Source organism: Azospirillum mesophilum (assembly GCF_053470405.2).
The window spans coordinates 150065-174185 of the sequence record NZ_JBPXMQ020000008.1; the positions used below are offsets into that span (position 1 = coordinate 150065).

The 24121-nt window shown below is 66.6% G+C and carries 28 protein-coding genes; 18 read left to right on the forward strand and 10 right to left on the reverse strand.

What is annotated here, in order from left to right:
- Positions 1-5: 5 nt before the first annotated feature.
- The 5 genes from ACSVC7_RS11010 to ACSVC7_RS11030 all read left to right on the forward strand — a co-directional run bounded on the left by ACSVC7_RS11010 (position 6) and on the right by ACSVC7_RS11030 (position 5342).
- Positions 6-1016 carry an ABC transporter permease subunit gene (locus tag ACSVC7_RS11010; protein WP_448204229.1) on the forward strand — a complete coding sequence of 337 codons (1011 nt, stop codon included), beginning with the start codon at positions 6-8 and terminating at the stop codon, positions 1014-1016.
- A 9-nt stretch (positions 1017-1025) separates the two neighbouring features.
- Positions 1026-1940 carry an ABC transporter permease subunit gene (locus ACSVC7_RS11015; RefSeq protein ID WP_448204228.1) on the forward strand — a complete coding sequence of 305 codons (915 nt, stop codon included), beginning with the start codon at positions 1026-1028 and terminating at the stop codon, positions 1938-1940.
- 8 nt (positions 1941-1948) lie between these two features.
- Complete coding sequence (locus ACSVC7_RS11020; RefSeq protein ID WP_448204227.1) at positions 1949-2938, forward strand: ABC transporter ATP-binding protein; 990 nt, start codon at positions 1949-1951, stop codon at positions 2936-2938.
- Positions 2938-3942 carry a peptide ABC transporter ATP-binding protein gene (locus ACSVC7_RS11025; protein ID WP_448204226.1) on the forward strand — a complete coding sequence of 335 codons (1005 nt, stop codon included), beginning with the start codon at positions 2938-2940 and terminating at the stop codon, positions 3940-3942. The genes ACSVC7_RS11020 and ACSVC7_RS11025 overlap by 1 nt, the downstream gene beginning before the upstream one ends.
- A 347-nt stretch (positions 3943-4289) precedes the next feature.
- The gene (locus ACSVC7_RS11030) at positions 4290-5342 is read left to right on the forward strand and encodes a GNAT family N-acetyltransferase (protein ID WP_448204225.1); all 1053 of its coding nucleotides are present in this window, start codon (positions 4290-4292) and stop codon (positions 5340-5342) included.
- Between the two features lie 22 nt (positions 5343-5364).
- On the opposite strand, the gene ACSVC7_RS11035 is transcribed toward ACSVC7_RS11030, so the two are convergent.
- A complete protein-coding gene (locus ACSVC7_RS11035; protein ID WP_448204224.1) occupies positions 5365-5637 on the reverse strand; it encodes a DUF3072 domain-containing protein in 273 nt (90 codons plus the stop codon).
- 313 nt (positions 5638-5950) lie between these two features.
- On the opposite strand from ACSVC7_RS11035, the gene ACSVC7_RS11040 reads away from it, so the two are divergent.
- Positions 5951-6361 (forward strand): bacteriohemerythrin, encoded by a 411-nt coding sequence (locus ACSVC7_RS11040; RefSeq protein WP_448204223.1) that lies wholly within the window; start codon positions 5951-5953, stop codon positions 6359-6361.
- 72 nt (positions 6362-6433) lie between these two features.
- On the opposite strand, the gene ACSVC7_RS11045 is transcribed toward ACSVC7_RS11040, so the two are convergent.
- Complete coding sequence (locus tag ACSVC7_RS11045; RefSeq protein ID WP_448204222.1) at positions 6434-6865, reverse strand: CBS domain-containing protein; 432 nt, start codon at positions 6863-6865, stop codon at positions 6434-6436.
- Positions 6866-7059: 194 nt separating this feature from the next.
- Here ACSVC7_RS11045 and ACSVC7_RS11050 point away from each other — a divergent pair, with 194 nt between their 5' ends.
- From ACSVC7_RS11050 to ACSVC7_RS11070, 5 genes are all read left to right on the forward strand, one after another.
- Positions 7060-7380, forward strand: a complete 321-nt coding sequence (locus tag ACSVC7_RS11050) for a hypothetical protein (protein WP_448204221.1) — start codon at positions 7060-7062, stop codon at positions 7378-7380.
- A complete protein-coding gene (locus ACSVC7_RS11055; protein ID WP_448204220.1) occupies positions 7359-8024 on the forward strand; it encodes a hypothetical protein in 666 nt (221 codons plus the stop codon). Before ACSVC7_RS11050 ends, ACSVC7_RS11055 begins: the two co-directional genes overlap by 22 nt.
- Positions 8021-8650 carry a DUF2135 domain-containing protein gene (locus ACSVC7_RS11060; protein ID WP_448204219.1) on the forward strand — a complete coding sequence of 210 codons (630 nt, stop codon included), beginning with the start codon at positions 8021-8023 and terminating at the stop codon, positions 8648-8650. Before ACSVC7_RS11055 ends, ACSVC7_RS11060 begins: the two co-directional genes overlap by 4 nt.
- Before the next feature lie 24 nt (positions 8651-8674).
- Positions 8675-9199 carry a hypothetical protein gene (locus ACSVC7_RS11065; RefSeq protein WP_448204218.1) on the forward strand — a complete coding sequence of 175 codons (525 nt, stop codon included), beginning with the start codon at positions 8675-8677 and terminating at the stop codon, positions 9197-9199.
- 82 nt (positions 9200-9281) lie between these two features.
- Positions 9282-9770, forward strand: a complete 489-nt coding sequence (locus ACSVC7_RS11070) for a YajQ family cyclic di-GMP-binding protein (protein ID WP_448204217.1) — start codon at positions 9282-9284, stop codon at positions 9768-9770.
- Positions 9771-9838: 68 nt separating this feature from the next.
- Here the strand turns inward: ACSVC7_RS11070 and ACSVC7_RS11075 are convergent, their stop codons facing one another.
- Positions 9839-10699, reverse strand: a complete 861-nt coding sequence (locus ACSVC7_RS11075) for a hypothetical protein (protein WP_448204216.1) — start codon at positions 10697-10699, stop codon at positions 9839-9841.
- Positions 10700-11080: 381 nt separating this feature from the next.
- Between ACSVC7_RS11075 and ACSVC7_RS11080 the strand changes: the two genes are divergently transcribed.
- Positions 11081-11545: a hypothetical protein gene (locus tag ACSVC7_RS11080; protein WP_448204215.1), complete on the forward strand. Its 465-nt coding sequence runs from the start codon at positions 11081-11083 to the stop codon at positions 11543-11545.
- Position 11546: 1 nt separating this feature from the next.
- Here the strand turns inward: ACSVC7_RS11080 and ACSVC7_RS11085 are convergent, their stop codons facing one another.
- From ACSVC7_RS11085 to ACSVC7_RS11095, 3 genes are all read right to left on the reverse strand, one after another.
- Positions 11547-12311, reverse strand: coding sequence for a metallophosphoesterase family protein (locus ACSVC7_RS11085; protein WP_448204214.1), 765 nt, complete (start codon positions 12309-12311; stop codon positions 11547-11549).
- 150 nt (positions 12312-12461) lie between these two features.
- Positions 12462-13151, reverse strand: coding sequence for a hypothetical protein (locus tag ACSVC7_RS11090; protein WP_448204213.1), 690 nt, complete (start codon positions 13149-13151; stop codon positions 12462-12464).
- A 103-nt stretch (positions 13152-13254) separates the two neighbouring features.
- Entirely contained in the window at positions 13255-15024 is a 1770-nt protein-coding gene (locus ACSVC7_RS11095) for an ABC transporter ATP-binding protein (protein WP_448204212.1), read from the reverse strand.
- Positions 15025-15200: 176 nt separating this feature from the next.
- Between ACSVC7_RS11095 and ACSVC7_RS11100 the strand changes: the two genes are divergently transcribed.
- Both ACSVC7_RS11100 and ACSVC7_RS11105 read left to right on the forward strand, forming a co-directional pair.
- Positions 15201-16877 (forward strand): hypothetical protein, encoded by a 1677-nt coding sequence (locus ACSVC7_RS11100; RefSeq protein WP_448204211.1) that lies wholly within the window; start codon positions 15201-15203, stop codon positions 16875-16877.
- A 146-nt stretch (positions 16878-17023) separates the two neighbouring features.
- Positions 17024-17182, forward strand: a complete 159-nt coding sequence (locus tag ACSVC7_RS11105; protein ID WP_448204210.1) for a DUF3309 family protein — start codon at positions 17024-17026, stop codon at positions 17180-17182.
- A gap of 284 nt (positions 17183-17466) precedes the next feature.
- On the opposite strand, the gene ACSVC7_RS11110 is transcribed toward ACSVC7_RS11105, so the two are convergent.
- Positions 17467-17682, reverse strand: a complete 216-nt coding sequence (locus ACSVC7_RS11110; RefSeq protein WP_448204209.1) for a hypothetical protein — start codon at positions 17680-17682, stop codon at positions 17467-17469.
- A gap of 196 nt (positions 17683-17878) precedes the next feature.
- Between ACSVC7_RS11110 and ACSVC7_RS11115 the strand changes: the two genes are divergently transcribed.
- Positions 17879-18355 (forward strand): CYTH domain-containing protein, encoded by a 477-nt coding sequence (locus ACSVC7_RS11115; RefSeq protein WP_448204208.1) that lies wholly within the window; start codon positions 17879-17881, stop codon positions 18353-18355.
- A gap of 107 nt (positions 18356-18462) precedes the next feature.
- Positions 18463-18846, forward strand: a complete 384-nt coding sequence (locus tag ACSVC7_RS11120) for a response regulator (RefSeq protein ID WP_448204207.1) — start codon at positions 18463-18465, stop codon at positions 18844-18846.
- A 10-nt stretch (positions 18847-18856) separates the two neighbouring features.
- On the opposite strand, the gene eutC is transcribed toward ACSVC7_RS11120, so the two are convergent.
- The gene (gene eutC / locus ACSVC7_RS11125; RefSeq protein WP_448204206.1) at positions 18857-19594 is read right to left on the reverse strand and encodes an ethanolamine ammonia-lyase subunit EutC; all 738 of its coding nucleotides are present in this window, start codon (positions 19592-19594) and stop codon (positions 18857-18859) included.
- Entirely contained in the window at positions 19591-20982 is a 1392-nt protein-coding gene (locus tag ACSVC7_RS11130) for an ethanolamine ammonia-lyase subunit EutB (RefSeq protein ID WP_448204205.1), read from the reverse strand. The genes eutC and ACSVC7_RS11130 overlap by 4 nt, the downstream gene beginning before the upstream one ends.
- 230 nt (positions 20983-21212) lie before the next feature.
- Here ACSVC7_RS11130 and ACSVC7_RS11135 point away from each other — a divergent pair, with 230 nt between their 5' ends.
- The gene (locus tag ACSVC7_RS11135) at positions 21213-22622 is read left to right on the forward strand and encodes a BON domain-containing protein (protein ID WP_448204204.1); all 1410 of its coding nucleotides are present in this window, start codon (positions 21213-21215) and stop codon (positions 22620-22622) included.
- An 82-nt stretch (positions 22623-22704) separates the two neighbouring features.
- Here ACSVC7_RS11135 and ACSVC7_RS11140 read toward each other — a convergent pair whose 3' ends face one another.
- Positions 22705-23127, reverse strand: a complete 423-nt coding sequence (locus ACSVC7_RS11140; RefSeq protein ID WP_448204203.1) for a bacteriohemerythrin — start codon at positions 23125-23127, stop codon at positions 22705-22707.
- Positions 23128-23344: 217 nt separating this feature from the next.
- On the opposite strand from ACSVC7_RS11140, the gene ACSVC7_RS11145 reads away from it, so the two are divergent.
- The gene (locus ACSVC7_RS11145) at positions 23345-24121 is read left to right on the forward strand and encodes a Fic family protein (RefSeq protein WP_448204202.1); all 777 of its coding nucleotides are present in this window, start codon (positions 23345-23347) and stop codon (positions 24119-24121) included.

Consider the following 24121-nt stretch of genomic DNA (forward strand, 5'->3'; position numbering starts at 1 on the left):
ATCCGATGCTTCGCTTCATCCTGACGCGGGTGAGTCTGGTGATTCCGACCTTCCTCGGCGTCACCTTCCTGACCTTCCTGTTGATCCGGCTCGTGCCCGGCGACCCCATCGAGGTGCGCGTGGGCGAGCGCGGCATCTCCCCCGAACGCCTTCTGGAACTGCGGCACGAGCTGGGCCTGGACCAGCCGATGTGGCGGCAATTCCTCGATTATGTCGGCGGGGTGATGTCGGGCGACCTGGGCATTTCCCTGGTGACCCGCAACCCGGTGCTGAGCGAATTCCTGACCCTGTTCCCGGCGACCCTCGAACTGGCGATGCTCGCCATGCTGTTCGCCACGGTCCTCGGGCTGCCGGCGGGCATCGTCGCGGCGGTCAAGCGCGGCTCGATCTTCGACCATGGTGTGATGGGCGTCAGCCTGACCGGCTATTCCATGCCGATTTTCTGGTGGGGCCTGCTGCTGATCCTGTTCTTCTCCGTCGGGCTTGGCTGGACGCCGGTGTCCGGCCGGCTGGACCTGCTCTATTATGTGGAGCCGGTGACCGGCTTCATGCTGGTCGACACGCTCCTGGCCGGCGAAACCGACGCCTTCTGGTCGGCGCTGCGCCACCTGATCCTGCCGATGATCGTGCTGGGCACGGTCCCGCTGGCGGTCGTGGCACGCATGACCCGCTCCGCCATGCTGGAGGTGCTGGGCGAGGACTACATCCGCACCGCGCGGGCCAAGGGCCTCGCCGGACGGCGGGTGATCGGCCTGCACGCGCTGCGCAACGCGCTGATCCCCGTGGTGACGGTCATCGGCCTTCAGGTCGGTACGCTGCTGGGCGGCGCCATCTTGACGGAAACGATCTTCTCCTGGCCGGGCGTGGGCAAGTGGCTGATCGAGAGCATCAACCGTCGCGACTACCCGGCCCTGCAGGGCGGGGTGCTGCTGATCGCGACGACGGTGATGGCCGTGAACCTGCTGGTGGACGTTCTCTACGGCGTCCTCAACCCCCGCATCCGCCATTCGCGGTGAGGTGACGTCATGACGACCGAAGTCCAAGACACGGCGATCGCCGCCACCGTCCCGACCGCGCAGCCGCCGCATCCGCTGGTTGAGTTCTGGTACCATTTCCGGCAGAATACCGGGGCCATGATCGGCTTGGCGGTGATCGTGACCATCGCGCTGGTGGCGCTGTTCGCCCCGCTGGTGGCGCCGCACGACCCGAACATTCAGTACCGCGAGGCCATCCTCGTCCCGCCGGGCTGGCAGGACGGGGGAAGCTGGCGCTTCGTCCTGGGCACCGACGACATCGGGCGCGACGTGCTGTCCCGCCTGTTCTACGGCGCGCGGCTGTCGATGATGATCGGCCTGATCGTCGTGACGCTGTCGCTGGTGGTCGGGCTGGCGCTGGGCATGGTCGCCGGCTTCTTCGGCGGCATCGCCGACGTGCTGACCATGCGCCTGATGGACATCCTGCTGTCGCTGCCCAGCCTGCTGCTGGCCGTGGTGGTGGCCGCCATCCTCGGGCCGGGGCTGGTCAACGCCATGCTGGCCGTGTCCATCGTGGTCATCCCGCACTACGCCCGCCTGACCCGCGCCGCCGTGATGGCGGAGGCCGGCAAGGACTACGTCGTCGCCTCGCGCGTTGCCGGGGCCGGGCCGCTGCGCCTGATGCTGGTCGAGGTGCTTCCCAACTGCGTCGCTCCGCTGATCGTGCAGGCGACGCTGGGCTTTTCCACCGCCATCCTGGACGCGGCGGCGCTGGGCTTCCTCGGCCTCGGCGCGCAGCCGCCGACGCCGGAATGGGGGACGATGCTGGCCTCCTCCCTGCAATACCTCCAGCGCGCGCCCTGGGTCGTCACATGGCCCGGCGTCGCCATCCTGGTCACCGTTCTGGCCTTCAACCTGCTGGGCGACGGGCTGCGCGACGCGCTCGACCCGAAGCTGAAACGTTGAGCCGCATCATGCCTCTTCTCGACATCAAGAACCTGTCCGTCGAGTTCACGACCCGCGCCGGCACCTTCCGCGCGGTGGACGGGATCGACCTCACCGTGGACGAGGGCGAGGTGGTCGGCATCGTCGGCGAGTCCGGCTCCGGCAAGTCCGTCACCTCGCTGGCCGTGATGGGCCTGCTGGGCTCCAACGGCAAGGTGCTGGCCGACCGCATGAGCTTCGCCGGCACGGACCTGCTGACGCTCAGCCCGTCGGCGCGGCGGAAGATCACGGGCAAGGACGTCGCCATGGTCTTTCAGGAGCCGATGACCAGCCTGAACCCCTGCTTCACCGTCGGCTTCCAGATCATGGAAACGCTGAAGGTGCATGAGGGGCTGTCGGGCAAGGCGCTGAAGCACCGGGCCCTCGAGCTGCTGGAGCAGGTCGGCATCCCCGCCCCGGAAAGCCGCCTGTCGGCCTTCCCGCACCAGCTCTCCGGCGGCATGAACCAGCGTGTGATGATTGCCATCGCGATCGCCTGCAACCCGCGCCTGCTGGTCGCCGACGAGCCGACGACCGCGCTGGACGTGACCATCCAGAAGCAGATTCTCGACCTGCTGGTCCGCCTCCAGAAGGAGCGGGGCATGGCGCTGATCCTCATCACCCACGACATGGGCGTGGTGGCGGAGACGGCGCAGCGCGTCGTGGTGATGTACGCGGGCCAGGTGGCGGAGACGCGGCCGGTGGACGCACTGTTCAAGGCGCCGCGCCACCCCTACACCGGCGCGCTGCTCGACGCGTTGCCGGAGCGGGCGCTGGGCAAGCGGCGGCTGCCGACCATCCCCGGCGTGGTGCCGGGCATCGGCGACCGCCCGCAGGGCTGCCTGTTCAACCCGCGCTGCCGCTTCGCCACCGACCTCTGCCGCGCCGAGCGTCCGGCCCTGTTCGACGTGGACGCCGGCAAGGCGCGCTGCTTCTACCCGCTGTCCGACCGGCCCGTCGGCGCCGAGGAGGCCGTGTGATGACCGACATGATGATCCAAACCATGCCCACGACCGGGCCGGTGGTCCTGGAGGCCATCCACCTGCGCAAGCACTATGCGGTGAAGCGCGGCGCCTTCAAGCCGATGGCGACGGTGAAGGCTCTGGACGGCGTGTCGTTCCAGTTGGAGGCCGGCAAGACGCTCGCGGTGGTCGGCGAGTCCGGCTGCGGCAAGTCCACGCTCGCCCGCTCGGTCACCATGATCGAGCCGCCGTCGTCGGGGCAACTGCTCTACGACGGCCGCGATGTCGTGGGGCGCAGCGCCGCAGAGATGAAGGAGCTGCGGCGCACCGTCCAGATGGTGTTCCAGAACCCCTACGGCTCCCTGAACCCCCGCAAGACCGTGGGCTCCATCCTCAGCGAGCCGCTGGTCATCAACACCCCCATGGGCAAGCAGGAGCGGCGGGACAGGGCGCTCGCCATGATGGCGAAGGTCGGCCTGCGCCCGGACCAGATCGACCGCTACCCGCACATGTTCTCCGGCGGGCAGCGCCAGCGCATCGCCATCGCCCGCGCGCTGATGCTGAACCCGCGCGTGGTCGTGGCGGACGAGCCGGTGTCGGCGCTCGACGTGTCGATCCAGGCGCAGGTGCTGAACCTGATGATGGATTTGCAGGAGGAGCTGAACCTCGCCTACCTGTTCATCTCCCACGATCTGAGCGTCGTGCGTCACATCGCCGACGCCATCATGGTGATGTATCTTGGGCGGCCGGTGGAGCATGGTCCGAAGGACGTGGTCTTCTCTCGCCCGCGCCACCCCTACACGCGCATCCTGCTGGCGGCGACGCCGCGCGTGAACCCGGCCCTGCGGGCGGAGCGGGTGATCCCCAAGGGCGAACTGCCGTCGCCCCTGAACCCACCGCCGGGCTGCCCCTTCCACAAGCGCTGCCCGCACGCGACGGAGCGCTGCTCCGCCGAGGTGCCGGCCCTGCGTCCGGTGGATGAGCGGCTGGTCGCCTGTCATTACGCCGAACAGATGGAATAGCTGGTGAGGGGGCGGGCGGTGGCCCGCCCCGAAGGGCTGAGTTGTTGATCGGCACTTTTCCTAAAATACCATTAAACTTTTATTGAACAAATCAATCTGGTGCAATACCCAAGTATGACTCAAGTTCTATCGTCTTCGTGGTCGATAGCTTGCAATTTTCTTAATATCGCCTCGATTCTTTTTGTCCTCGGTTGAGTAATAATCCGGTTGCATGCTACCTGAGGGTGGTGATTCATTCGTCGCACGCGCGCAAACGAGCGTTAACTTGACGGATGCTCGCGTGTGTTTCTCACTTCGTCTTGCAGGCGCCGCGTGTGGCGGCCCCCAAGAAAAAGGAGAAGCCCCATATGTCTGTCATCCCGGTTGCGGTCCGCCCCATGGTCCCGGAGGACGCCCAGGCCTTCGCGCGCTGCATGCAGCGGGTTTATGGGGACACCTACAAGCCCTTCGTGTACGACCCGGAACAGGTTCGGGGCTTGCTGAGCAGCGGCCGGCTTTATTCCGTCGTGGCGGTGACGCCGGATGGTGAGATCGTCGCCCACCAGGGCCTGATGAAGGAACATGCCGGCAGCCGCATCGCCGAGGTCACAATGGGCATCGTGGACCCGGCTCACCGTGGCGGCGGCCTCTTCAAGAAGCTGAAGGAAGTCGCCTTCGCCAAGGCCAAGGCCGACGGACTTCTGGGACTTTATGGCGAGGCGGTCACCATCCACGACCACTCGCAAAAGGCCAACATCGCCATGGGCGCGCGGGAGACCGGCATCCTGCTGGACTACATCCCGGCCAAGCGCGCATTCACCGCCTTCGACAGCCCCGGCGCGCAGCGGCAGACGGCCGTGCTGTTCTACATCCGCCTGAACCGGGAACCGGCGCGCACCGTTTACGCGCCCCTGGCCCATTGGGGCATGGTGGAGCGGATCTACCGCCACGCCGGCCTGGATCGCCGCATCGCGACGGCACGGCTCGGCGCGCTGGCGACCCTGCCCGAGACGGCGGACGTCCGCCTGCGGCTCATGCCCGATTTCGGCGCGGCGATGATCCGCGTGGCCGAATGCGGCCTGAATCTTGTGGAGACCGTGAGGCTGCGCCTGCGCGAGGCGGCGCTGGCGCGCGCCGAGGCGGTCTACCTCGACCTGCCGCTGGCCGAACCGGCCACGCAGATGATGGCCGGCCGGCTGGAGGCAATGGGCTTCCTCTTCGCGGGCGTGTTCCCGGAATCGGATCAGGGAGACCTGTTGCGCCTGCAGTATCGCGGCATGCCCGGCAGCGTCGGGCCGCTGGGGGCGCCGGTGGATCCGGAGCGGATCTGCATGGCGACCGACTTCGGGCGGGACCTTCTGGCCTACACGCTGGGCAGTGCCGGCATGGCTCCGCGCCGGGAAGACCGAGCGGCGGGATAACCCGCCGCGGTGGCGTGCCCGATCACGCGCCGCGCCCGGTCTTCTCCTGAAGCGCGTCGATGCGCTTGGACGCCTCTGCTTTGGTGAGATCGCCGTCGAAGGACTCGCCGGCCTCTTCGCTGAGCGTCTTCAGGTAGGAGGCCTGCGCGCCGGTCATCGGCTCGTCGCCGGTCGTCCAGTCGTCCGGGTTCTTGTCGCGGTTGGAATGGTCGTCGCCCGTCTTGGGGTTGGCGGTGGCATCATGGCGGTCGTCGCGCGAGCTGTGCTGATCGCTGTGCTGATGCTTGTTGTTCATGATTTGTTCCTCGTGATCCGAAAACAGGCGATCAACAGGAGATCCGCGGCGATGGTTCCCAAGCAGGATGTTTTTCGACGCTCGCCATGGGAGGTTGCTCGGTTTCAGCAGCGGCATCCTGGAGTGGTGAGCGAGGTGTGATGGCCACTTCTTTCGAGAACAAACGGCAGCGACGCGGTGTCGCGGCCTGTGCCCATGCCGTTGGTCCTACCGTCCGTTGAATCGCCCTGCCGAAGCAGGTACCTTTTTGCGGCAGGTTACAGGGTCCGCCTGCGAAACAATCGATTTCTCCGCACGAGATAGGGAGCGACACATGCCGCTGATGGAGTGGACCGACAAGCTGAGCGTCGGGGTTGCGCAGTTCGACAACGAGCACAAGAAGCTCGTCGCCATGGTGAACGAGCTGTTCGACGCGGTGCAGAGCGGACACGGCAAGGACGTGCTGGGGAAGATCCTGGACGGGCTGATCGCCTACACCAAGACGCACTTCGCCAACGAGGAGCGCTACTTCCAGCAGCACGGCTACCCGGACACCGCCGCCCACAAGGCGGAACACGACGCCCTGACCAAGCAGGTCATCGACGTGCAGCAGAAGTATCACTCCGGCGCGACCGCCACGCTGAGCATGGAGGTGATGAACTTCCTGAAGAACTGGCTGGTCAAGCACATCCAGGGCACCGACAAGAAGTACGGTCCTTTCCTGAACGGCAAGGGCATCAAGTAAGGCCAATCTTGCCAAATAAGGCAAAAAAGCCCCTCTTCCGTCAGGGAAGAGGGGCTTTCTTAATGGACGTGGTTACCGCTTACCCTTTCCCGGTTCGCTGACGTCCTGGACGGTCTGTCCGACCACGTCGTCGTCCCCGGTCTTGGTGGCGAGATCGCCCAGCGCGACCACGCCGACGAGACGCTTGTCGCGGTTAAGGATCGGCAGACGGCGAATCTGCTTTTCGGCCATGATCTGGGCGGCCTCGCTGCTGTCCTGGTCCTCGAAGGCGTAGGCGAGGTCCGGCGTCATCGCATCGGACACCTTGGCGCTTTTCACATCCTTGCCTTCGGCCACCGCCCGGATGGCGATGTCGCGGTCGGTCAGCGTGCCGACCAGCCGGTCGTTTTCACCCACGGGCAGGAAACCGGTGTCGGCGTCGCGCATCATGCGCGCGGCCTCCTGAAGCGGGGTGTTGGGATTCACAAGCTTGACCTCGCGGGTCATGATGTCCCGGATCTGCATGATGTCCTCCCCCTGTGGCTAGCTTTTGGCAAAGCTTGCAGCCTCGTTGCGACCGGCCAGACAACCGTAGGACCTGTCCGAAAGTTCCACCCGAAAGCCCGTAGCCGGCCGGTCCCCGCCGGGAACTCTTGACCGGAGGCCGGGTTCAATGGTGGACGGATGAATCCTGAACGGTCTTGCCCTGGACGAATCCGTTGTCGCGCAACGCCGGCGAAGGTGCGCCGATGTGCCTGTCGAAGCTGTGGATCCGGGTCGCGGCCGAGCCGCCGTTCCCCGTGACGGGTGGGGCTCTCACGCGGTCCGCACTCTGGAACGGCGCAATTCTGATTCCCGGCCCGATTCCCGGCGGCATTCCCACCGATATTCAAAACCCTCACCGGCAAAATCCTCACCGGCCCGCATCGATGCATCGCCGCGAGGGCGCCCCCTTGCCATCGCTCTCCGTGTGCGCGGAGACACCGGGAAAACTCCAATATCGACAGGAGGCAGTCATATGGAAGAGCAATGGCTTCTAAAGGCGAAATTCACGGCGTTCAATTTGACGGCGATAGCCTTTGTTCTGGTGCTCTATCTTCAAGGCTGGCTCGACCGCGTTTTGACCGGCCACATCGCGGTTGCCACCGCCGTCATCGCCACGGTGTTCCTGATCGGGCTGTTCATGTCCGCCTATCGGGTCTGGAAGATCGGTGGGGAATTGGACAACGCCAAGGCCGGTGCCGGGCGCATGTCCACCGTTGAAAGCGAGCGCGCGCTGGAGATCCGGCTGTTTTCGCGCATTTCGCATCTTCAGCACATCGCCAACGCCCTGGGCATGCTGGGCCTGATCGGCACGGCCTGGGGGTTCAGCCTGTTCGCCGCGAATATCACGCCGGACATGGTGGGCAACGCCTCGTCGGCCGGCGCAATGGTGACCACGCTGGCCAGCGGTCTCGGCGTGGCCATCTACGCAACGATGATGGGCGGGGCGCTTTGCCTCTGGACCACCTGCAACCTGCAGCTTTTGCGCGGCGCCACCGCGTCGCTTTGCGCGCTGATCATGGATGAGGCGCACGCCCGCCGGCGCATGCCGCCGGCGCATGGAGCCGTGGCTCCGGACAGCGTTACCTTCGCCAAGCAGCCCGCCGCCTTCAACACCCTGGGCGGCGAGGCCGCGTCATGAACGATTTCCTTGGCGAGGACCAAACCGGTGTGCTCGTCGCGCGGGATCTGCTGACCCTGCTGCTGTGCGGGTTCGTCGCCTGTGCTGTGCTGGCGGTGCCATTCATCAACGATGCCAAGAAAGCCGAAGCCAACCAGACCAATGGGGCGTCGTCGGCCGCCGGGCTGGAACCGCCCGGCAACGTCATCATCGAGGCGCGCTGGGACGACAAGCTGCGCACCGACGTGGACCTCTGGGTGCAGGCGCCGGGGGATGTGCCGGTCGGCTATTCCAACAAGTCCGGGCTGATCTTCAACCTGCTGCGCGACGACCTGGGAGCCTACGCCGATCCGACCGAAATCAACTTCGAAACCTCCTATTCGCGCGGGATTCCACCCGGTGAATACGTGGTCAACGTCCATCTGTTCCGCAATCTTGAAAACGTCTATCCCATTTGGGTCCGCGTGGTTGCCCGCGTAAAGCCGGAGCACGAATCGGGAGCCGCCACCATCGCCGCGACGCGCGTGCGGCTCGACCATGAAGGGGACGAGGTGACCGCCTTCCGCTTCACCCTGACCGAAAAGGGCGAACTGGTTCCGGGATCCCTGAACGCCCTGTTCAAGCCGCTTCGCGCCGTCAAGAACTGACCCGCCTTTTTGAAGAGTGCGCCCATGGAAAGCCTTACCGTCATCTTCGGCTTCGTCGCGATCGTCACGCTGCTGCTGGTGCTTTCCGCCCTGCGTTGGGCGCGCAACCGGATGGCGCGGGCGATCATCCTGGTGCTGTTCGCGCTGATGCTGCCGGCCGCCTACGCGGCCCCGGCCACGCTGCTGGGCCGGGCCAAGCCGGTCACGCTGGAATGGCTGGGCTCCCATGTCCAGGAGGCGACGGTGCTGAGCGCCACGTTGGTGGAGAACGAGGCGATCTACCTGACCCTGCTGTGGGAACACGCCCCGAACCTCTACCGGCTGCCCTGGGACCGGCGCATGGCCGAACAGCTTCAGGAGGCCCAGCGCGAGGCGCAACGCAACGGCACCCAGCCGATGATGCGCCTGCCCTTCGAACGGTCCTGGGACGACCGCGAACCGCGTTTCTACGCGCTTCCGCAGCCGAAGATGCCGGACAAGCCCTATCAGAACAGCCCCGGCAACGGTGGGCCGGGCATCGAGTTCCAGCATCCGGGACAGCCCACCTAAAACGGCCGACCTGACGCTTGAGGTGGCGGACGGTAACGTCTACGGTTCCGGCAAACTGTCCGTTCGAGGAAGAGAGCCCGTCATGCCGTCGTTCGACATCGTATCCAAAACCGACATCCACGAAATCGACAACGCGCTCAACGGCATGCGCCGCGAGATCGAGACGCGGTTCGACTTCAAGGGCTCCCGCTGCACGGTGGAGCGCACAGAGAACGACATCACGCTGCTGGCCGACGACGACCCCAAGCTGCAGCAGATGCAGGAGCTTCTGCGCGTCTACGTGACCCGCCGCAAGCTCGACGCCGGCGCGCTGGACTTCACCAACAAGCCGGAACGCGCGGCCGGCGACGCCCTGCGTCAGGTCATCACGGTCAAGCAGGGCATCGCCCAGGACCTCGGCAAGACCATCGTCAAGGCGATCAAGGACAGCAAGATGAAGGTCCAGGTCTCCATCCAGGGCGACGAGCTGCGCGTCACCGGCAAGAAGCGCGACGACCTGCAGGAAGCCATCCAACTCGTCCGCGGCCTGAAGATCGAGCAGCCGCTGCAATACGTGAACTTCCGCGACTGATGCCGGCGCGCCGATGAAGGGGCCGTCTCCCTTCATCGGCGCCTCTTTTTGGGAAGCGGTGCTGTCGTTCAACCGTCGAGTGCGGCTTCCAGGATCCGGGTCATCGGCTCCCGGCTCGCGATTTCGTACGCCCGTTCACCATCGGCCGCCGGGTTCCCGGAACTGACATACTCACAGCACCAGTCGACGAGCGCCTCGTCGCTGTCATGCACGATGGCCGTCGCAAGATAGCCGTCCGGATCCTCGGCGGTGTCGGAGACGCACAGAATCCTGTTGTTCGCCAGATAAACGACCCGCTGCGGGCTCACATGGGATGAGTGATTGATGTTGAGGTTGATCTTCGACATCCCGATGAGAGAATTCCGAACAAGCGACGGCCGGCTTTGGACGGAACCGGTAAGAAGGTGCACGCGGAGCCCCCGGTCGGCCAGCGCCTGCAAAATGCGTGACCGCCTCGGTCGGCCGTCGACGTCTCCAAAAAAGAAAACGTCGATTGGGAGTTGGTTCGGTCTTTTTATTTCCAGAGCAGATGGATTAAAGCCATACTTCGCGTATACGGATTTTCCGCCGATTTGCCGGTATTCATCAACGTCCTGTTTGAACATGCAAAAGATATGATTTGCATTCTCGACGAAGCGGAGAAAGTTCGTTTTGTCTTCCGTAGGGTCGTCGAGGCGGCAGTGCTTATATCCGTGAAATGTCTCGACACCGATGAACCCATAGGGGATTTTCTGCGCCAGTAGATAGTTGACGACCTCTTCCGCGCGAAAAACCTTCGGCGGGAGCAGAATGTTGTAGGCGCTCGTATCAATGCTGTTTTCTGAAATCTTCATAACGTGCCCCAGATCGCAAAGGGCATGGTAGAACAAAGAAATGGTGTTTCGATACATATTGTATTCTTCGCCAAATAAGGCAATGTTGAAATACACCAGCGTTATCCTTTGACTTTGTGGCGTTTGGGCGGGTGCGGGGCATCGCGACGCCAGGGGGGCTCGTCCTTGAGCAATCCAGGAGTTCGACGCCTTGCGCCGGCGGCGCCTTCTGCATGGCCGCGGCTGCAATCGTAGCGTTTTTCGCCGACGATATCTCCTTCCATGTACGGGCTGCGCGTTTCGTGACGAACACGGTCGTGGCGTTTCCCGACGGTAAGAATTTTCCCTCCCGGCCGGTCGTTTTTGCCGATCCGGTGGGCAGATTCTGCCGGGTGCGGGCGGGGCACCGCCGGAACTTCAGGCGCCGCCTGCGACAATGTGTGGCCTGAGGTTTGCTAGATCCCAAGCGGTTGCCAAACGCCGCAGGGCCATTTCCCCATGTCGATCCTGGCAAACGCCGATGCCAACAAGCTGGTGCGTCTCCGGGCCGAAGAGGTCCTGGAGCGCAAAGGCACGGGCGCGTCCCGGCAGGCGGGGGAACTCGCCGGCCAGTTCGCGGCCATGCTGGAGCAGCTGAACGGCGTCGGCGCGAGCGGCGGCGGCACGTCCGCCGGCGAGGTTGGGGCGGCGTCCCCCGTGAGTGCCCTGTCCTCCGTCGAGCATCGCCTCGGCGTCGGGGCGGTCAGCGTCTTCGCGCAGAGCGCGCCGGACGATGCCGGCGCCGGCGATGCGCAGACTCCCGACCCGCAGCCGCCCAGCCCGGACGACGCCATGCAGGTCGTGCAGAGCGCCTTGCAGGCGCAGAGCATGCCCAACAATTTCCGCTGGCTGACAACGCTGTTGACCCAGACCGGACAGCCCTCGTCCGAGGCTCCTCAGGCGCCCAAACCCGGCTGGACTTGATCTAGATCGTACAGAGGAAGCGGCGGTCCGTGCCTTCCAGCACCAGCGCCGTCAGGCGGTTCGTGGCGAAGGCGCCCGTGTCAATGCCGATGCGGTTCGCGCGGATTTCCGGCTGGTCGGCGATGGTGTGGCCGTGCACCACGACCTTGCCATGATCGGCGTGGGAGGTCAGGAACTCCCGCCGGATCCACAAGAGGTCCGACTCGGACTGACGGTCGAGCGGGACGCCGGGGCGGATCCCGGCGTGGACGAACAGGTAATCGCCGATGGCGATGCTGGCCCGCAGGCCCGTCAGGAAGGCCCGGTGATGGTGGGGCAGCGCGGCGAGAAGCTGATGCTGGATCTCGGCCAGGCGCTCGACCGGGGCGTCCTCCGCCGGCGGGACGATGCCGTAGCTGGCTATGGTGGCGCCGCCGCCGTAGGCGATCCAGTCGGCGCCGGAGCGGGCGTCCTCCAGGAACTCCAGCATCGCGGCCTCGTGGTTGCCGCGCAGGTGAATGGCGCCGAATCCGGGTGGCGGGTAGCCGGCCAGACGGTCGATCACCATGCGCGACTGCGGCCCGCGGTCCACATAGTCGCCGAGGAAGACGATGTATTTGACGAGATCGGCCGCGCTGGCGGCGTCGCGCTCGATCTGGCCCAGCAACTGTTCCAGCAGGTCCAGCCGGCCATGGATGTCGCCGACCGCGTAGACCCGCACCCCGCGCGGCACGGAGGCCGACGCCGGTTCCGAGTCCGACCACAGTCTGCGCGCAAAACCGAACACGCGACGCTCTCCTCCCGCGGCATGGTCCATGGATAGGGTGGGGGTGCCGGTGGGTCGGCTCCAACCCTTCGCGACGGCTTACTTCCGTCGCGAATACCATGATATGTCAAGGGAGCGTCGCGGTTAATCCCGAAATGCGGAAAATGCCGCTCAGGAGCCCGGCATCGCCCGATCGAGGGAGGCCAGAAGCTCGTCCAGACGAAGATCCACGGCCCGCCCCTCCAGCCGGGACCAGTGGTAGGCCTGAAGAGTGGTGCGCGGTTCCACCTCGAACTCCAGGCGCACCGCGCGGCCGGTCCGAATCTGCGGCAGCAGGCGCTCCATCGGCCCGCAGGTCAGGCCGATGCGCCGGGGCTCCTTGATGGCGGCGAATTGGTTCAGCATCTCCCGCCCGGCGTCGGCGTCCTTGATCGCGCCGCTGGACACCTGCGTCAGGAAGCGCGCGAATTCCGGTGCCGGGTTGCTCGGGCGGGTGCCGTTGTCCAGCGCGCGGGCGAGGTCCGTCAGTTCGTCGGGCGTGTAGAAGCGCTGGGCCGGCGCGCCGTCCGGGGTCAGCGTCACCGGGCGGTCCAGGGCGATCGGCCCGTCGAAGACGATGTGCAGCGTGGTGCAGGTGGCGTCGCGCACGGCGCTGATGCTCAGCGCGCTCATGCCGCCACGGTTGTTGGCGAAGCTTTGGTCCACCATGGCGGTGCAGCGTCGCGCCGGACCCTCGCCCAGGCAGGTGGCTGCGGGGATGGCCATGGACACGGGAGTCGGCGATATGGTCGGCAGGGTTTCGGCCAGCGCCGGCGCCGCGAACCCCAACCCCAGGAGAAGAAGCCCAACCCAGCGCGTCATCCGCGGAACTCCCTTCGGCGAAATGCCGGTATCAGGGGGCGGACGCTAGCAGGGTCGGGCTTTCATCTTGGTTAACGAATTCACAGTCCGACGCGGAAAGCCGTTACGCGGCCAGCGTCATTCCGGACACCCAATGACGCACCTCGGTGGTGATGCCGGTGATGCGCCCGGCCTCCATCTCGATCAGCATGTCGCAGTCGCGCAGGGTGGCGAGGCGGTGCGTGATCATGAAGGTGGTCCGGCCCTCCATCAGCCGCTCCACGCCGTCCATGATCGCCTGTTCGGTGCGCAGGTCCACCGCGCTGGTCGGCTCGTCCAGGATCAGGATCGGCGCGTCGCACAGGAAAGCGCGGGCGAGCGCGATGCGCTGGCGCTCGCCGCCGGAGAAGCGCATGCCGCGCTCGCCCACCGGCGTGTCGTAGCCCTCCGGCAGGCGCATGATGAAGTCGTGCGCGTCGGCGGCCTTCGCGGCGGCCACGATTTCCCGCATGGTCGCGTCCGGGCGGCCGTAGGCGATGTTGGCCGCGACGGTGGTTGAGAACAGGTTGGTGTCCTGCCCGACGATGGCGAACTGGCGGCGCAAATCGGCCAGCCGCAGGTCGCGCAGATCCTCGCCGTCCAAGTATACCGCGCCGGTCTTGGGGTCGTAGAGGCGGGTCAGCAGCCCGATCATGGAGGATTTGCCGGCCCCCGACTTGCCGACGATGCCGACGCGGCTGCCGGCCGGGATGGCGAAGGTCATGCCCTGCACGATGGGGCGGCCCGTGCCGTGGTCGAAGGACACGTCGGAGAAGGCGATGTCGCCCTGGGCACGCAGCATCGGCTTGGCGTTCGGCCGCTCCGCCGGGTCGGCCTTCTCATCCAGCAGGGCGAAGGCGCGGCGCAGGTTCGCCATCAGCTTCTGCTGCGCGGCGACCTGATGCCCCATGTTCTGGAGCGGCTGATAGAGTTGGGCGAGGTAGGACAGGGCCAGCAGCAGCTCGCCCACCGTCAGGGCGCCCGCCTGCACGTCGGTGACGCCGATGTACAGCACCGCCGCCGTGCCCGAGGCCAGCAGGATCGACACCAGAAAGCCCAGGCCGCTCTCCGCCAGGGCAGCGCGCATGAAGCTGCGGATCAGGTCGTCGGTGCGCGCGGCGAAGCGGCCGACCTCCCGTTCCTCCTGCCCGAAGGCGCGGACCACGCGGAGCGCCGACAGCGTCTCGTGAAGGACGGACTTGGCGGCGCTGTCCTTCTCGCACACCGCGTCCCACCGGCTGCGCAGCCGGTGGTGCGACAGGGCGGTCAGCAGCGCGAACAGAGGCGACACGGCCAGCGCCACGATGGCCAGCTTCGGGTTGATCAGCGCGGTCACCCAGACCATGCCCACGAAATAAGCCGCCGAGGTGACGAAGGGCAGCAGAACATGGCTGATCTGCCACTGGATGGCGCTGGCGTCGTCCTCAATCCGGTTCAGCGCGTCGGAAATGCCCTTGCTGTCGTGGCGGACCAGCGCCAGCCGCTGCGCGTGCAGGAACAGCTTGCACCGGAAGTCGGCGACCATGCGCTGCCCGGTCCAGTCGCGCAGCATGCGGTCGGCCAGCCCGTGCGCCTGCGTCAGCAGCGCCGCGGTCACCACCAGCCCGACGGCCAGCGTCAACGGGCTGTCCAGCAGCCAGGCCGGCACCGCCGAGGCCACCGCGCCCGGCAGCGGCTTGCCGCCGATGACGCTGTCCACGGCGATGGTCACCGGCAGCGGCATCAGCAGGCCGATGGGCGTGCCGAGCATGCCCAGCAGAAGCAGGCCGGTCAGGTGGGGGCGAAAGCGCGTCGCCTCGCGGAACACGCGGGCGTAGAGGGCGAACAGTCCGGCAGAGGTCGGCGTGGCGGCCATGGTCGGTCTCGCGGAGGGCTGTTTGGTTAAAATTTGAGCCGACCCTGCGCGAGTATGGTTAATGAGATCTTGCCGGAATCCCGTGTCGCAATTTTCCCTCCTTTGTACCTTGCCCGCCGCTCTCTGCTACGATGCTCAAAAAATGAGCCAAGCTCGTGAAGCAGGGGAGGTGCGCCATGGCCGACAAGGTGGCCAACGGGGTGACCGATGAGGAGAGCGAGCGCGCGATCCGCGTGCGCAAGTTCCGGGAAATCCTGCTGTGGCCCGTCCAGCTCATGCCGCTGAAGGCGGGTGCGCAGGTCCAGGATCATTGGGAGTGGCTGGGCGGTCCCGATTGCCCCTGGCAGGAGGTCGCGGACGAGTTCACCCAGGACGAAAGCGCCTTCAAGGAACGTCATTACAGCGAGTTCGTGGCCTTCCTGCCGCATGTTCAGCGCTTTCTCTATGGGGAAGGCGCATCGCGCGACCACCGGCCGGGCTATGGCGGCTCGCCGATCCGGGTGTACCGGCGGCGCGACGTGGCGGCCTTGCGGGTGACCCTGCGCCGGGGCGAGGAGGCTCGGACCTTCGCCATCGCGCATGTGGACCTGTATTTCTTCCATGACGTGGACGTCGCGATCCTGGTCGTGGAGATCCTGGCGGAGGATCTGCCGCTGGATTGCGTGCAGGACACGCTGTTCCGGCTCGGCCGCGCCTATCCGCCGGCCTGGAACGCCGACGGAAGTGCCGCGCAATGCCCGCACCGTGTGGAATGGATCGGGGAGGGCGGGGCGGTTCTCGCGGCGTCGGACTACGAGGACAAGGACAGCTACACGGCCTTCGTCTGCCGGCACCGGGCGCCCCACATCGCCGCGCACTGGGCCTTTCTGCTGCGCCCGATGGTGCCGCACCATTCGGAACTGCCGGGCGTGCTGCGCTACCGTCAGTTGGAGTACCAGCGGATGCCGGCCCTGGCCTACCTGTCGCTGGACGAGCCGGAACGGCTGACCCGCGCCGACTGGGTGCGGCTGGGCTTCGCGACGGCGCCCGGCCCCGGTGACGCTCTGCCCTTCGCGCCGTCCTTCCTGAGGGGGTTCGAGCGGCGCTACTGCTACGACCGCTATTGGGATCCGAACGCGCCGGGGACCTGGACGCGCAGCCGTATCCTGTGCTGCGGGCATTCCATGGTCATGGTCGGCCCGGACGCCGACCCCGTCTTCACCGATGTGGAAACGGGGCTGCTGGGCCAGTTCCGGCACCAGTATTTCCTGCTGGGCCTTGTCGCCCATTTCCACCGCGCGACGCTGCTGATGCTGTCGGACCGGCTGGGCAGCGCGGTCAGCCAGCTCGACATCGGCAAGGTCGATGCGGTGAAGGTGTTCAAGCGCGACATCCGGCAGATCTTCGAAATCTTCCTGCGCTTCACCCACCGCTACTGGTTCCAGGAACTGTCGATCCAGGGACCGCTGCGCGACCTTTTCCGCCTCTGGTCCGGGCACCTCGGGACGGAGCGGCTCTACGCCGAAATCCGCGACGAGGTGCAGGACATGAGCGACTATCTCGACAGCGACGGCCTGCGGCGGCAGGCGAACACGGTGCTGCGCCTCACCGTGGTCACCGTGGTCAGCACCATCGGGACGCTGGCGACCGGCTTTCTGGGCATGAACCTGATCGCCTGGGCGGAAGAGCCGCTGCTGACGCGGGTGTTCCTGTTCTTCCTCGTCCTGCTGCCGACGGTGGCGCTGATCCTGTTCAGCGTGATGCGGTCGAAGCGCCTGGCCGACCTTCTGGAAGCGCTGTCCGACGAACGGCTCCCCGGCCGGGAAAAGCTCGCCTTGCTCCGAAAGGTGTGGGAGCCGTCGCCACGGCGCTGAGGCCCGCAGGGTTAGGCAAAGCACCCGAAGGCCATGTGCCTGTTCGCCAGGGCTTGTCTTCGGGTTCGGACGACACGCCGCAGAGAGGAACAAAGCGGCCGAGTTCGCGTTTTGCTCTTCGAATTCCCGACACTGCGGAGGATGCCATGAGCGTTGGCACCATCTTGCTGATCATTCTGATTCTTGTCCTGCTGGGCGCGGTCCCCGCTTGGCCGTACAGCCGCTCCTGGGGCTATGGGCCGAGCGGCATCGTCGGCGTGCTGCTGATCATCCTGATCGTGCTGCTGTTGATGGGACGGATTTGACGCCTGCCGCGGGGGCGGAACGTCCCCGGTCGTCGCGCGGTTTCCCGTGCGGTGCCGATCCATGCGGCAGAATTCGCCCCGCCGACGGGGCAATCCTAGGAGGAGACCTCAGGTATGCCGGCCAATATCTTCTACATCATCGGCGTTATCGTCGTCGTTCTGCTGATCCTGTCCTTCCTCGGCCTTAGGTAAGGACGGCGCTGTAGGCGCATCGCTCGCCGGGACGCTCCGGACGCACCGTCCCGCGAGGGAGGGAGGACGCGTCCGGAGCGTTCCGTCGTGACTCAGCCCCGGCGCCGGGGGCGGCGCAGCGCGAACAGAAGCCAGCCGATCGGTCCCAGCACCAGAATCATCACCAGCCAGCCGGCCCGTGGCCCGAACGGGCAATTCGACCCCGGCGGCGGTCGCCACGAACCGCCGCGCGGCGACAGCAGCACATGCAGCAAAGGCGCCCCGTAAAGCGCGAAGAGAATGAGCCAGAGGCCCGAGTCGCTCGTCATGGCGCCATTCTAACCCGGAAATTTGGTCGTTCCCAGGGTGGATCCGGGTTTGTCGCACCGCAGCATGTCCTTGAAAAACCGCCAAGTGGTAATACCGAATGGCTGTGGCGTCCTGCATGTGCGTGCTGCATCGTTGCCCCGCCACGCCGATCCGGATAACCTCCCGGAACGTCGGATATGCCGAAAGGCCTGTGTCATGGCGATTGAGATCGAGCGACGGTTCCTGGTCCGCAAGGACATCCGTCGCCTTTGCGCGGACGGCATCCGGATCGTGCAGGGCTACCTTCCGTCGGATGGGGAGCACACCTTACGGGTTCGCCTGGCCGGCGGCGAAGGCACGATCACCCGGAAAAGCCGGCGTCGCGGCCTGTCCCGCGACGAACATGAATACCCGATCACCGCTGATCACGCCGAGCGCCTGCTGCGCGAATCCTGCCGGGGCGGGCTGATCGAGAAGACCCGCTATCTCGTCCACCACCACGGCCTGTGCTGGGAAGTGGACGTGTTCGAAGGCGAGAACGCCGGTCTGGTCATCGCGGAGGTGGAAATGTCCCACCCCGACCAGCTCGTGCCGCTGCCGGACTGGGTGGGGGCGGAAGTCACCCATGCGCCCGCCTACAGCAACTCCGCCCTGTCGCGTGCCCCTATCCGCCGCTGGGCCGCGGCGGCCTGAGCGGGACGTCCGCTGCAAAACGCCGCAATCACTCGCCACCCTTGACTCGATTGCCCCTCTATCCTGGATAGTGTTATGCCAAAGGGGGAATCGGGGGGATCAAGGGCATGGCAAGAGTTCTGGTGGTCGAAGACGCGCCCGCGGTGCGTCTTTCCGTCGTGGACACACTGGAAACTTTGGGTCTCGACGTGCTGGAGGCGGAAGACGGCCGCCCGGCCATTGCGCTTCTGGAAGAAGGTGGGATTGACCTCGTCGTCACCGACGTGCTGATGCCGGAGGTGGACGGCATCGAACTCATCAAGACCGTGCGCACCCGTTTTCCCGACGTGAAGGTGCTCGCCATGTCCGGTGGGGCGCCGAATCTTCCGGCCGGCTACGTTCTGAAGATGACGGAAATGTTCAACGCCGACGCCGTTCTCTACAAGCCGTTCGAGAACAAGGAACTGCGCGCGGCGGTTGCGCGCCTGCTGGGGCTGCCGGTTCCCGCTTGAGGCATGGTCTCTATGGCGCGGCAAGTCCCGGCGTGTCGTCCTTCAGCGCCACGCCGGTCAGCTTCAGCCGCCGCGCCTCGCGCATAAGCCACACGAGCTTGTCCGCCGCGGCCTCGTAACCAAGGCCGTCCGGCGGGTGGATGTTGGAGATGCAGTTGCGCTCCGAATCCTTGCGGCCGGGCTTCGGGTCGAAGGTCAGGTAGATGCCGAGGCTGTCGGCGGCGCTGAGCCCCGGCCGTTCGCCGATCAGCACCGCCACCATCCCCGCATCGAGTCGCGCGCCGATGTCGTCGCCCAGCGCCACGCGGCATCCGGTCGCCAGCACGATGGGGGCGACGCTCCACCCCTCCAGCCGGGCCAGCACCGCCGCCAGGGTCGGGGCTGCGTGGTCGTGCACGGCCGTGGCGGACAGCCCGTCGCCGACCACGAAGGCGACATCGTAAGATCCTGGTGCGAGCAGCCCGGCGCTGTCCGGCGCGAGGCGCCGGCCAAGGTCGGGGCGTTGCAGATAGACCGACCGGCTCTCGGCCGCGCTGTGCACGCGGATGACCTCCCGTCCATCCAGCCGGGCGGCGACGGCGTCCCCGTCGAAGGGTGTGTGCACGGCGTCCCGCGCGCGGGCGTGGGCGAGCTGGAAATCCAGCAGGGTGCCGGTCGGCAGCCCGTCCCCGGCGCGCCCCAGCCCGATGCGGGCGCGGGTGGCGGCGCGCAGGCGCGACCAGGGATCCAGGCTTGGACGCTCGCTCATCGCTTCGCCGCCTCGGTCTGTTGGAGAAGGTTGGTCAGGGCGGGGGCGGGCAGGTCGCGGATGCCGCCGTCCTCGCGCAGAAGCCCCATGGTCTCCAGCCACGCTTCGAACTCCGGTGCCGGACGCAGGCCGAGGGCCGAGCGGAGGTAGAGCGCGTCGTGGAAGGACGTGCTCTGGTAGTTCAGCATCACGTCGTCCGCCCCCGGCACGCCCATGACGAAGGTGACGCCGGCCACCCCCAGCAGGGTCAGAAGGGTGTCCATGTCGTCCTGGTCGGCTTCCGCGTGGTTCGTGTAGCAGACGTCCACGCCCATCGGCAGCCCAAGCAGCTTGCCGCAGAAATGGTCCTCCAGCCCGGCGCGGATGATCTGCTTCCCGTCGTACAGATATTCGGGGCCGATGAAGCCCACGACCGTGTTGACCAGCAAGGGCTTGAAGGCGCGGGCGACGGCGTGCGCGCGGGCCTCCACCGTCTGCTGGTCCACACCGTGGTGGGCGTCGGCCGACAGGGCGGAACCCTGGCCCGTCTCGAAATACATCACGTTGTCGCCGACCGTGCCCCGCTTCAGCGCCAGCGCGGCCTCGCGCCCCTCCCGCAGCAGGGCGAGGTCGATGCCGAAGCCCCGGTTGGCGGCCTCCGTCCCGGCGACGGACTGGAAGACGAGGTCCACCGGCGCGCCCCGCTCGATGGCGGCGATGGTGTTGGTGACGTGGGCCAGCACGCAGGATTGGGTGGGGATGGCGTAGCGGGTGCGGATCTCGTCCACGAGTTCCAGAAGCTGGATGGTGTTCGGGATGCTGTCGGTCGCCGGGTTGATGCCGATGACCGCGTCGCCGCAGCCCAGCAGCAGCCCGTCCAGGATGCTCGCCGCGATTCCCTTCGGATCGTCGGTCGGGTGGTTGGGCTGAAGCCGCACCGCCAGCCGTCCGGGCAGGCCGAGCGTCGTGCGGAAGGCTGTCGTCACGCGGACCTTGCGGGCCACGGCGATCAGGTCCTGGTTGCGCATCAGCTTGGACACCGCCGCCACCATTTCCGGCGTCAGGCCGGGGACGAGCGCTGCCAGCGCGGGGCCGTCCGTCCGCTCCGACAGCAGCCATTCCCGGAACTCCCCGACCGTCAGCGACGCGACGGGTGCGAAGGCCCCGGCGTCGTGCGTGTCGAGGATCAGGCGGGTGACCTCGTCCTCCTCGTAGGGGATCAGCGGCTCGTCCAGAAAGCGTTTCAGAGGCAGGTCGGCCAGAATGCGGCGGGCGGCAACGCGCTGCTCGTCGCTGGTCGCGGCGATGCCGGCCAGAGCGTCGCCGGACCGGTGCGGGCTCGCCGCCGCCAGCAGGGCCTTGAGGTCGGGAAAGCCGTGGCGCGTGTGCCCCAGCGTGGTGGCGTGCATGGTCGCGTCTCCCGTCGCTTCCAAACGAGGCTAGCGCAAGCGGGGGCACCGCTGAAGGGGAGAAAAAGGCGGCCCCGGTCCAGGGAACCGGGGCCGAAGTCTTGCGTGGAAGATTGATCGTGCACAGCAAATCGCGTGCCGTGGGCGAGGGGGAACGTCCTTTGTCAGGGGGCTGTTGACCAGAAACCGTTCCACGGGACGGGGCTCAACGACGAACAGGACGTTTCGCCATGGCGCAGAATGACGAACGGTGGAGGAACGAGGGGCGCTCCTGGAGTGACGAGGACCGCTCGCGTAATGAAGGCCGTGACTGGGGCCGGCAAAGCCGGATGTACGATCGCGACGAAGGGCGCGACGAAGGGCGCGGCTACGGACGCGACGAACAGCGCGGGAGCGATTTCGGAAGCCGGGACTTCGGAAGCCGGGATTATGGCCGCAGCGACTATGGCCGGGGCGACTATGGGCGCGGCGCCTACGATGTGGGCGATTATGGACGCGGTGACCAGAACCGCGGCGATTACGGGCACCGCAGTTGGGAAGGCGGGCGCGAGACCTACGGCGGGAGTTCCGGCCGCGATCAGCAAAGGAATTATGGCCAGCGCGATTATGGCCAGCGCGAATATGGATCCGGCGGCAGCAGCTACGGCGGCCGTGAAGGATCCAGCGGCTTCGGCGGTTACGGCGGTTCCGGATACGCCCGCGAGGACCGCATGGGGCGCGATTTCGGATCGGGAATGGGCGGGTCCGGTATCGGTGGGTCGGGCATGAGCGGTTCCCGGACCAGCGGCGATATGGGGCGCGATTACGGCAGCCGGTCCGATTGGGGGCGTTCCGATTATGGGCGATCCGACTGGGGAGGCCGGAACTACGGCTCGTCCGGTATGGGCGGCGGAATGGGATCGGGCATGGGCTCCGGAATGGGCTCCGGAATGGGCGGCGGCTTCGGCTCGTCCGACCGTTACGAGGGCTATGGCCAGGGCCGGGGTTTTGCCGGCTATCGCGGCATGGGCTCCGAATACGGCTACGGCGAAGACCGCAACCGCGACCCCGGCCGGCGCTGGAGCAGCGACTGGGGCCGTGGCCGCGAAAGCAGCCGCAGCGGGTACGGAAGCGGGTACGGCGAGGAACGCGGCTTCTGGGAGCGCGCGGGTGACGAAATCGCCTCCTGGTTCGGCGACGACGACGCGGAACGCCGCCGCCGTGAGGACGAGATGCGCGCGCAGCATCGTGGCCGTGGGCCGCGCGGCTACAACCGATCCGACGACCGCATCCGCGAAGACATCAACGACCGCCTGACCGACGATCCCTACATCGACGCGTCGGAAATCGACGTTACCGTCTCGAACGGCGAGGCAACGCTGTCGGGCACCGTCGACCATCGCATGACGAAGCGCCGGGCGGAGGACATCGTGGAGTCCATCTCGGGCGTGCGGCATGTGCAGAACAACCTGCGCGTCCGCCAGCACACCGGCAGCGGCGTCACCGGCACCGGCACGACCACGGCCGGCGCGTCGGCCATGGCCGGCATGGGTTCGACGTCCGGCACCGGCACCACGGGAACCGGCACCACCGGCTCGACGACCGGCACCGGGTCCACGGCGACCAGCGATCTGACCGGCACGCGCACCACGACGCGGTGATCGTTCCGTCCGGAACGCAAAAGGCCCCTCTTCCATCGCGGAAGAGGGGCCTTGGCGTGCCGGTTCCCCGGCGGGGCGGTGGTCAGTGCACGGCCGCCGCGCCGGCGGGGCTGCCCATGAAGGGCTTGTATTGTGCGTCCACGGACTGGATGTGCTCGATCAGCCATTCCTTCAGCAAAAGGATCAGGTCGATTCGCAGCATCATCTCGTTGCTGTCGTCGTTGTCCTGGAAAAGCTTCTGCACTTCATCGACGAAATAACGGTGTGCGGCCTTGTGCGTGGCGAGGTCTGGATAGCCCTGACGTTCCATCAGCTCTTCCTCGCGCGCGAAATGAACGTTCGTGTAGTCGCACAAATCATTCAGAAGCTTGGACAGGCTGTCGCGGTTCTTTTCCGCGATTCCCGCCCTCAGCAGGCCGTTGAACATGTCGATCAGCTTTTTGTGGTCGTCGTCGAGGACTCCGACGCCGACGCTCATTGTTTCATCCCAGGCGACATGCTGCATGACTTCGATCCTCCCCGGGGCCAGAACGCGCGAATATTGCTGCCGCTCTATTCTTGGCGGGATCCTAGAGCCGGCAACGTTGCCGATTCAAGCGGCAAAAAACCGCAGGGCGGGGCGGCGGCGCGCGGCGCTGTCCGGCGGATTCCCGGCAAGGATGTTCTTCCCGGCGTGAAGGGCAGGCATTATTACATGCACAGGATCTGCGGAGTTCCGGCACATGGCGCTGCTCGACGACATCAATGAGAAAAAGCGGGTTCTGGACGAGGCCCGGCCCCTGCCGCCGGGCGTGGTGCGCGATCTGGCGGACTGGTTCGAACTGGAACTGACCAAGGCCTGCGTCCTTGTCGAAGATGCCGACCTTTCGGCCGACGAGGTGCGCACGGTGCTCGACCGCGGGGCCATCCTGCGCAGCCGCCCGCCGGAGGCGCAGCGGCTCGTGCTGAACCATCGCTCCGCGCTGGAACTGATGGCGCGCCTGTCCTACCAGCCCGCCGGGGTGGTGACGGAGCGCACGGTGACCGCCTTCCACGGCGTGCTCTACCAGGGTGTCGACGAGGAGGCGGGCAAGTACCGGGAAGGGCCGCTGAAGGACGGCAGCGTCGGCGCGTCGCCCGACCCGGCGAAGGTGCGCGTGTCCATGTCGGCCCTGTCCGGCTGGCTGCGCCGGACCGAATCCAGCCCCGAAGCCGCCTTCGAGGCGCACCACCGGCTGATGAGCGTCCGCCCGTTCTTCGACGGCAACGCGGCGACCGCGCTGCTTCTGTGCAACCTGATCCTGAACCGCGCCGGCTACCCTCCGGTGGTGGTCCGGGCCGACGACCGCGACCTGTACCGCGACCTCGTCGAGCGCGCTTGGTCCGTGGGCGACAAGACGCCGTTCCGCGAACTGATGCTGCGCTTCCTGAACCAGAGCCTGGACGTGTGCCTGCTCAACGCCGCCCGTGCGGCGGACGACGCGGCCGAGTCCGATCCCGGCACCGGCCGGGAAGGCTGA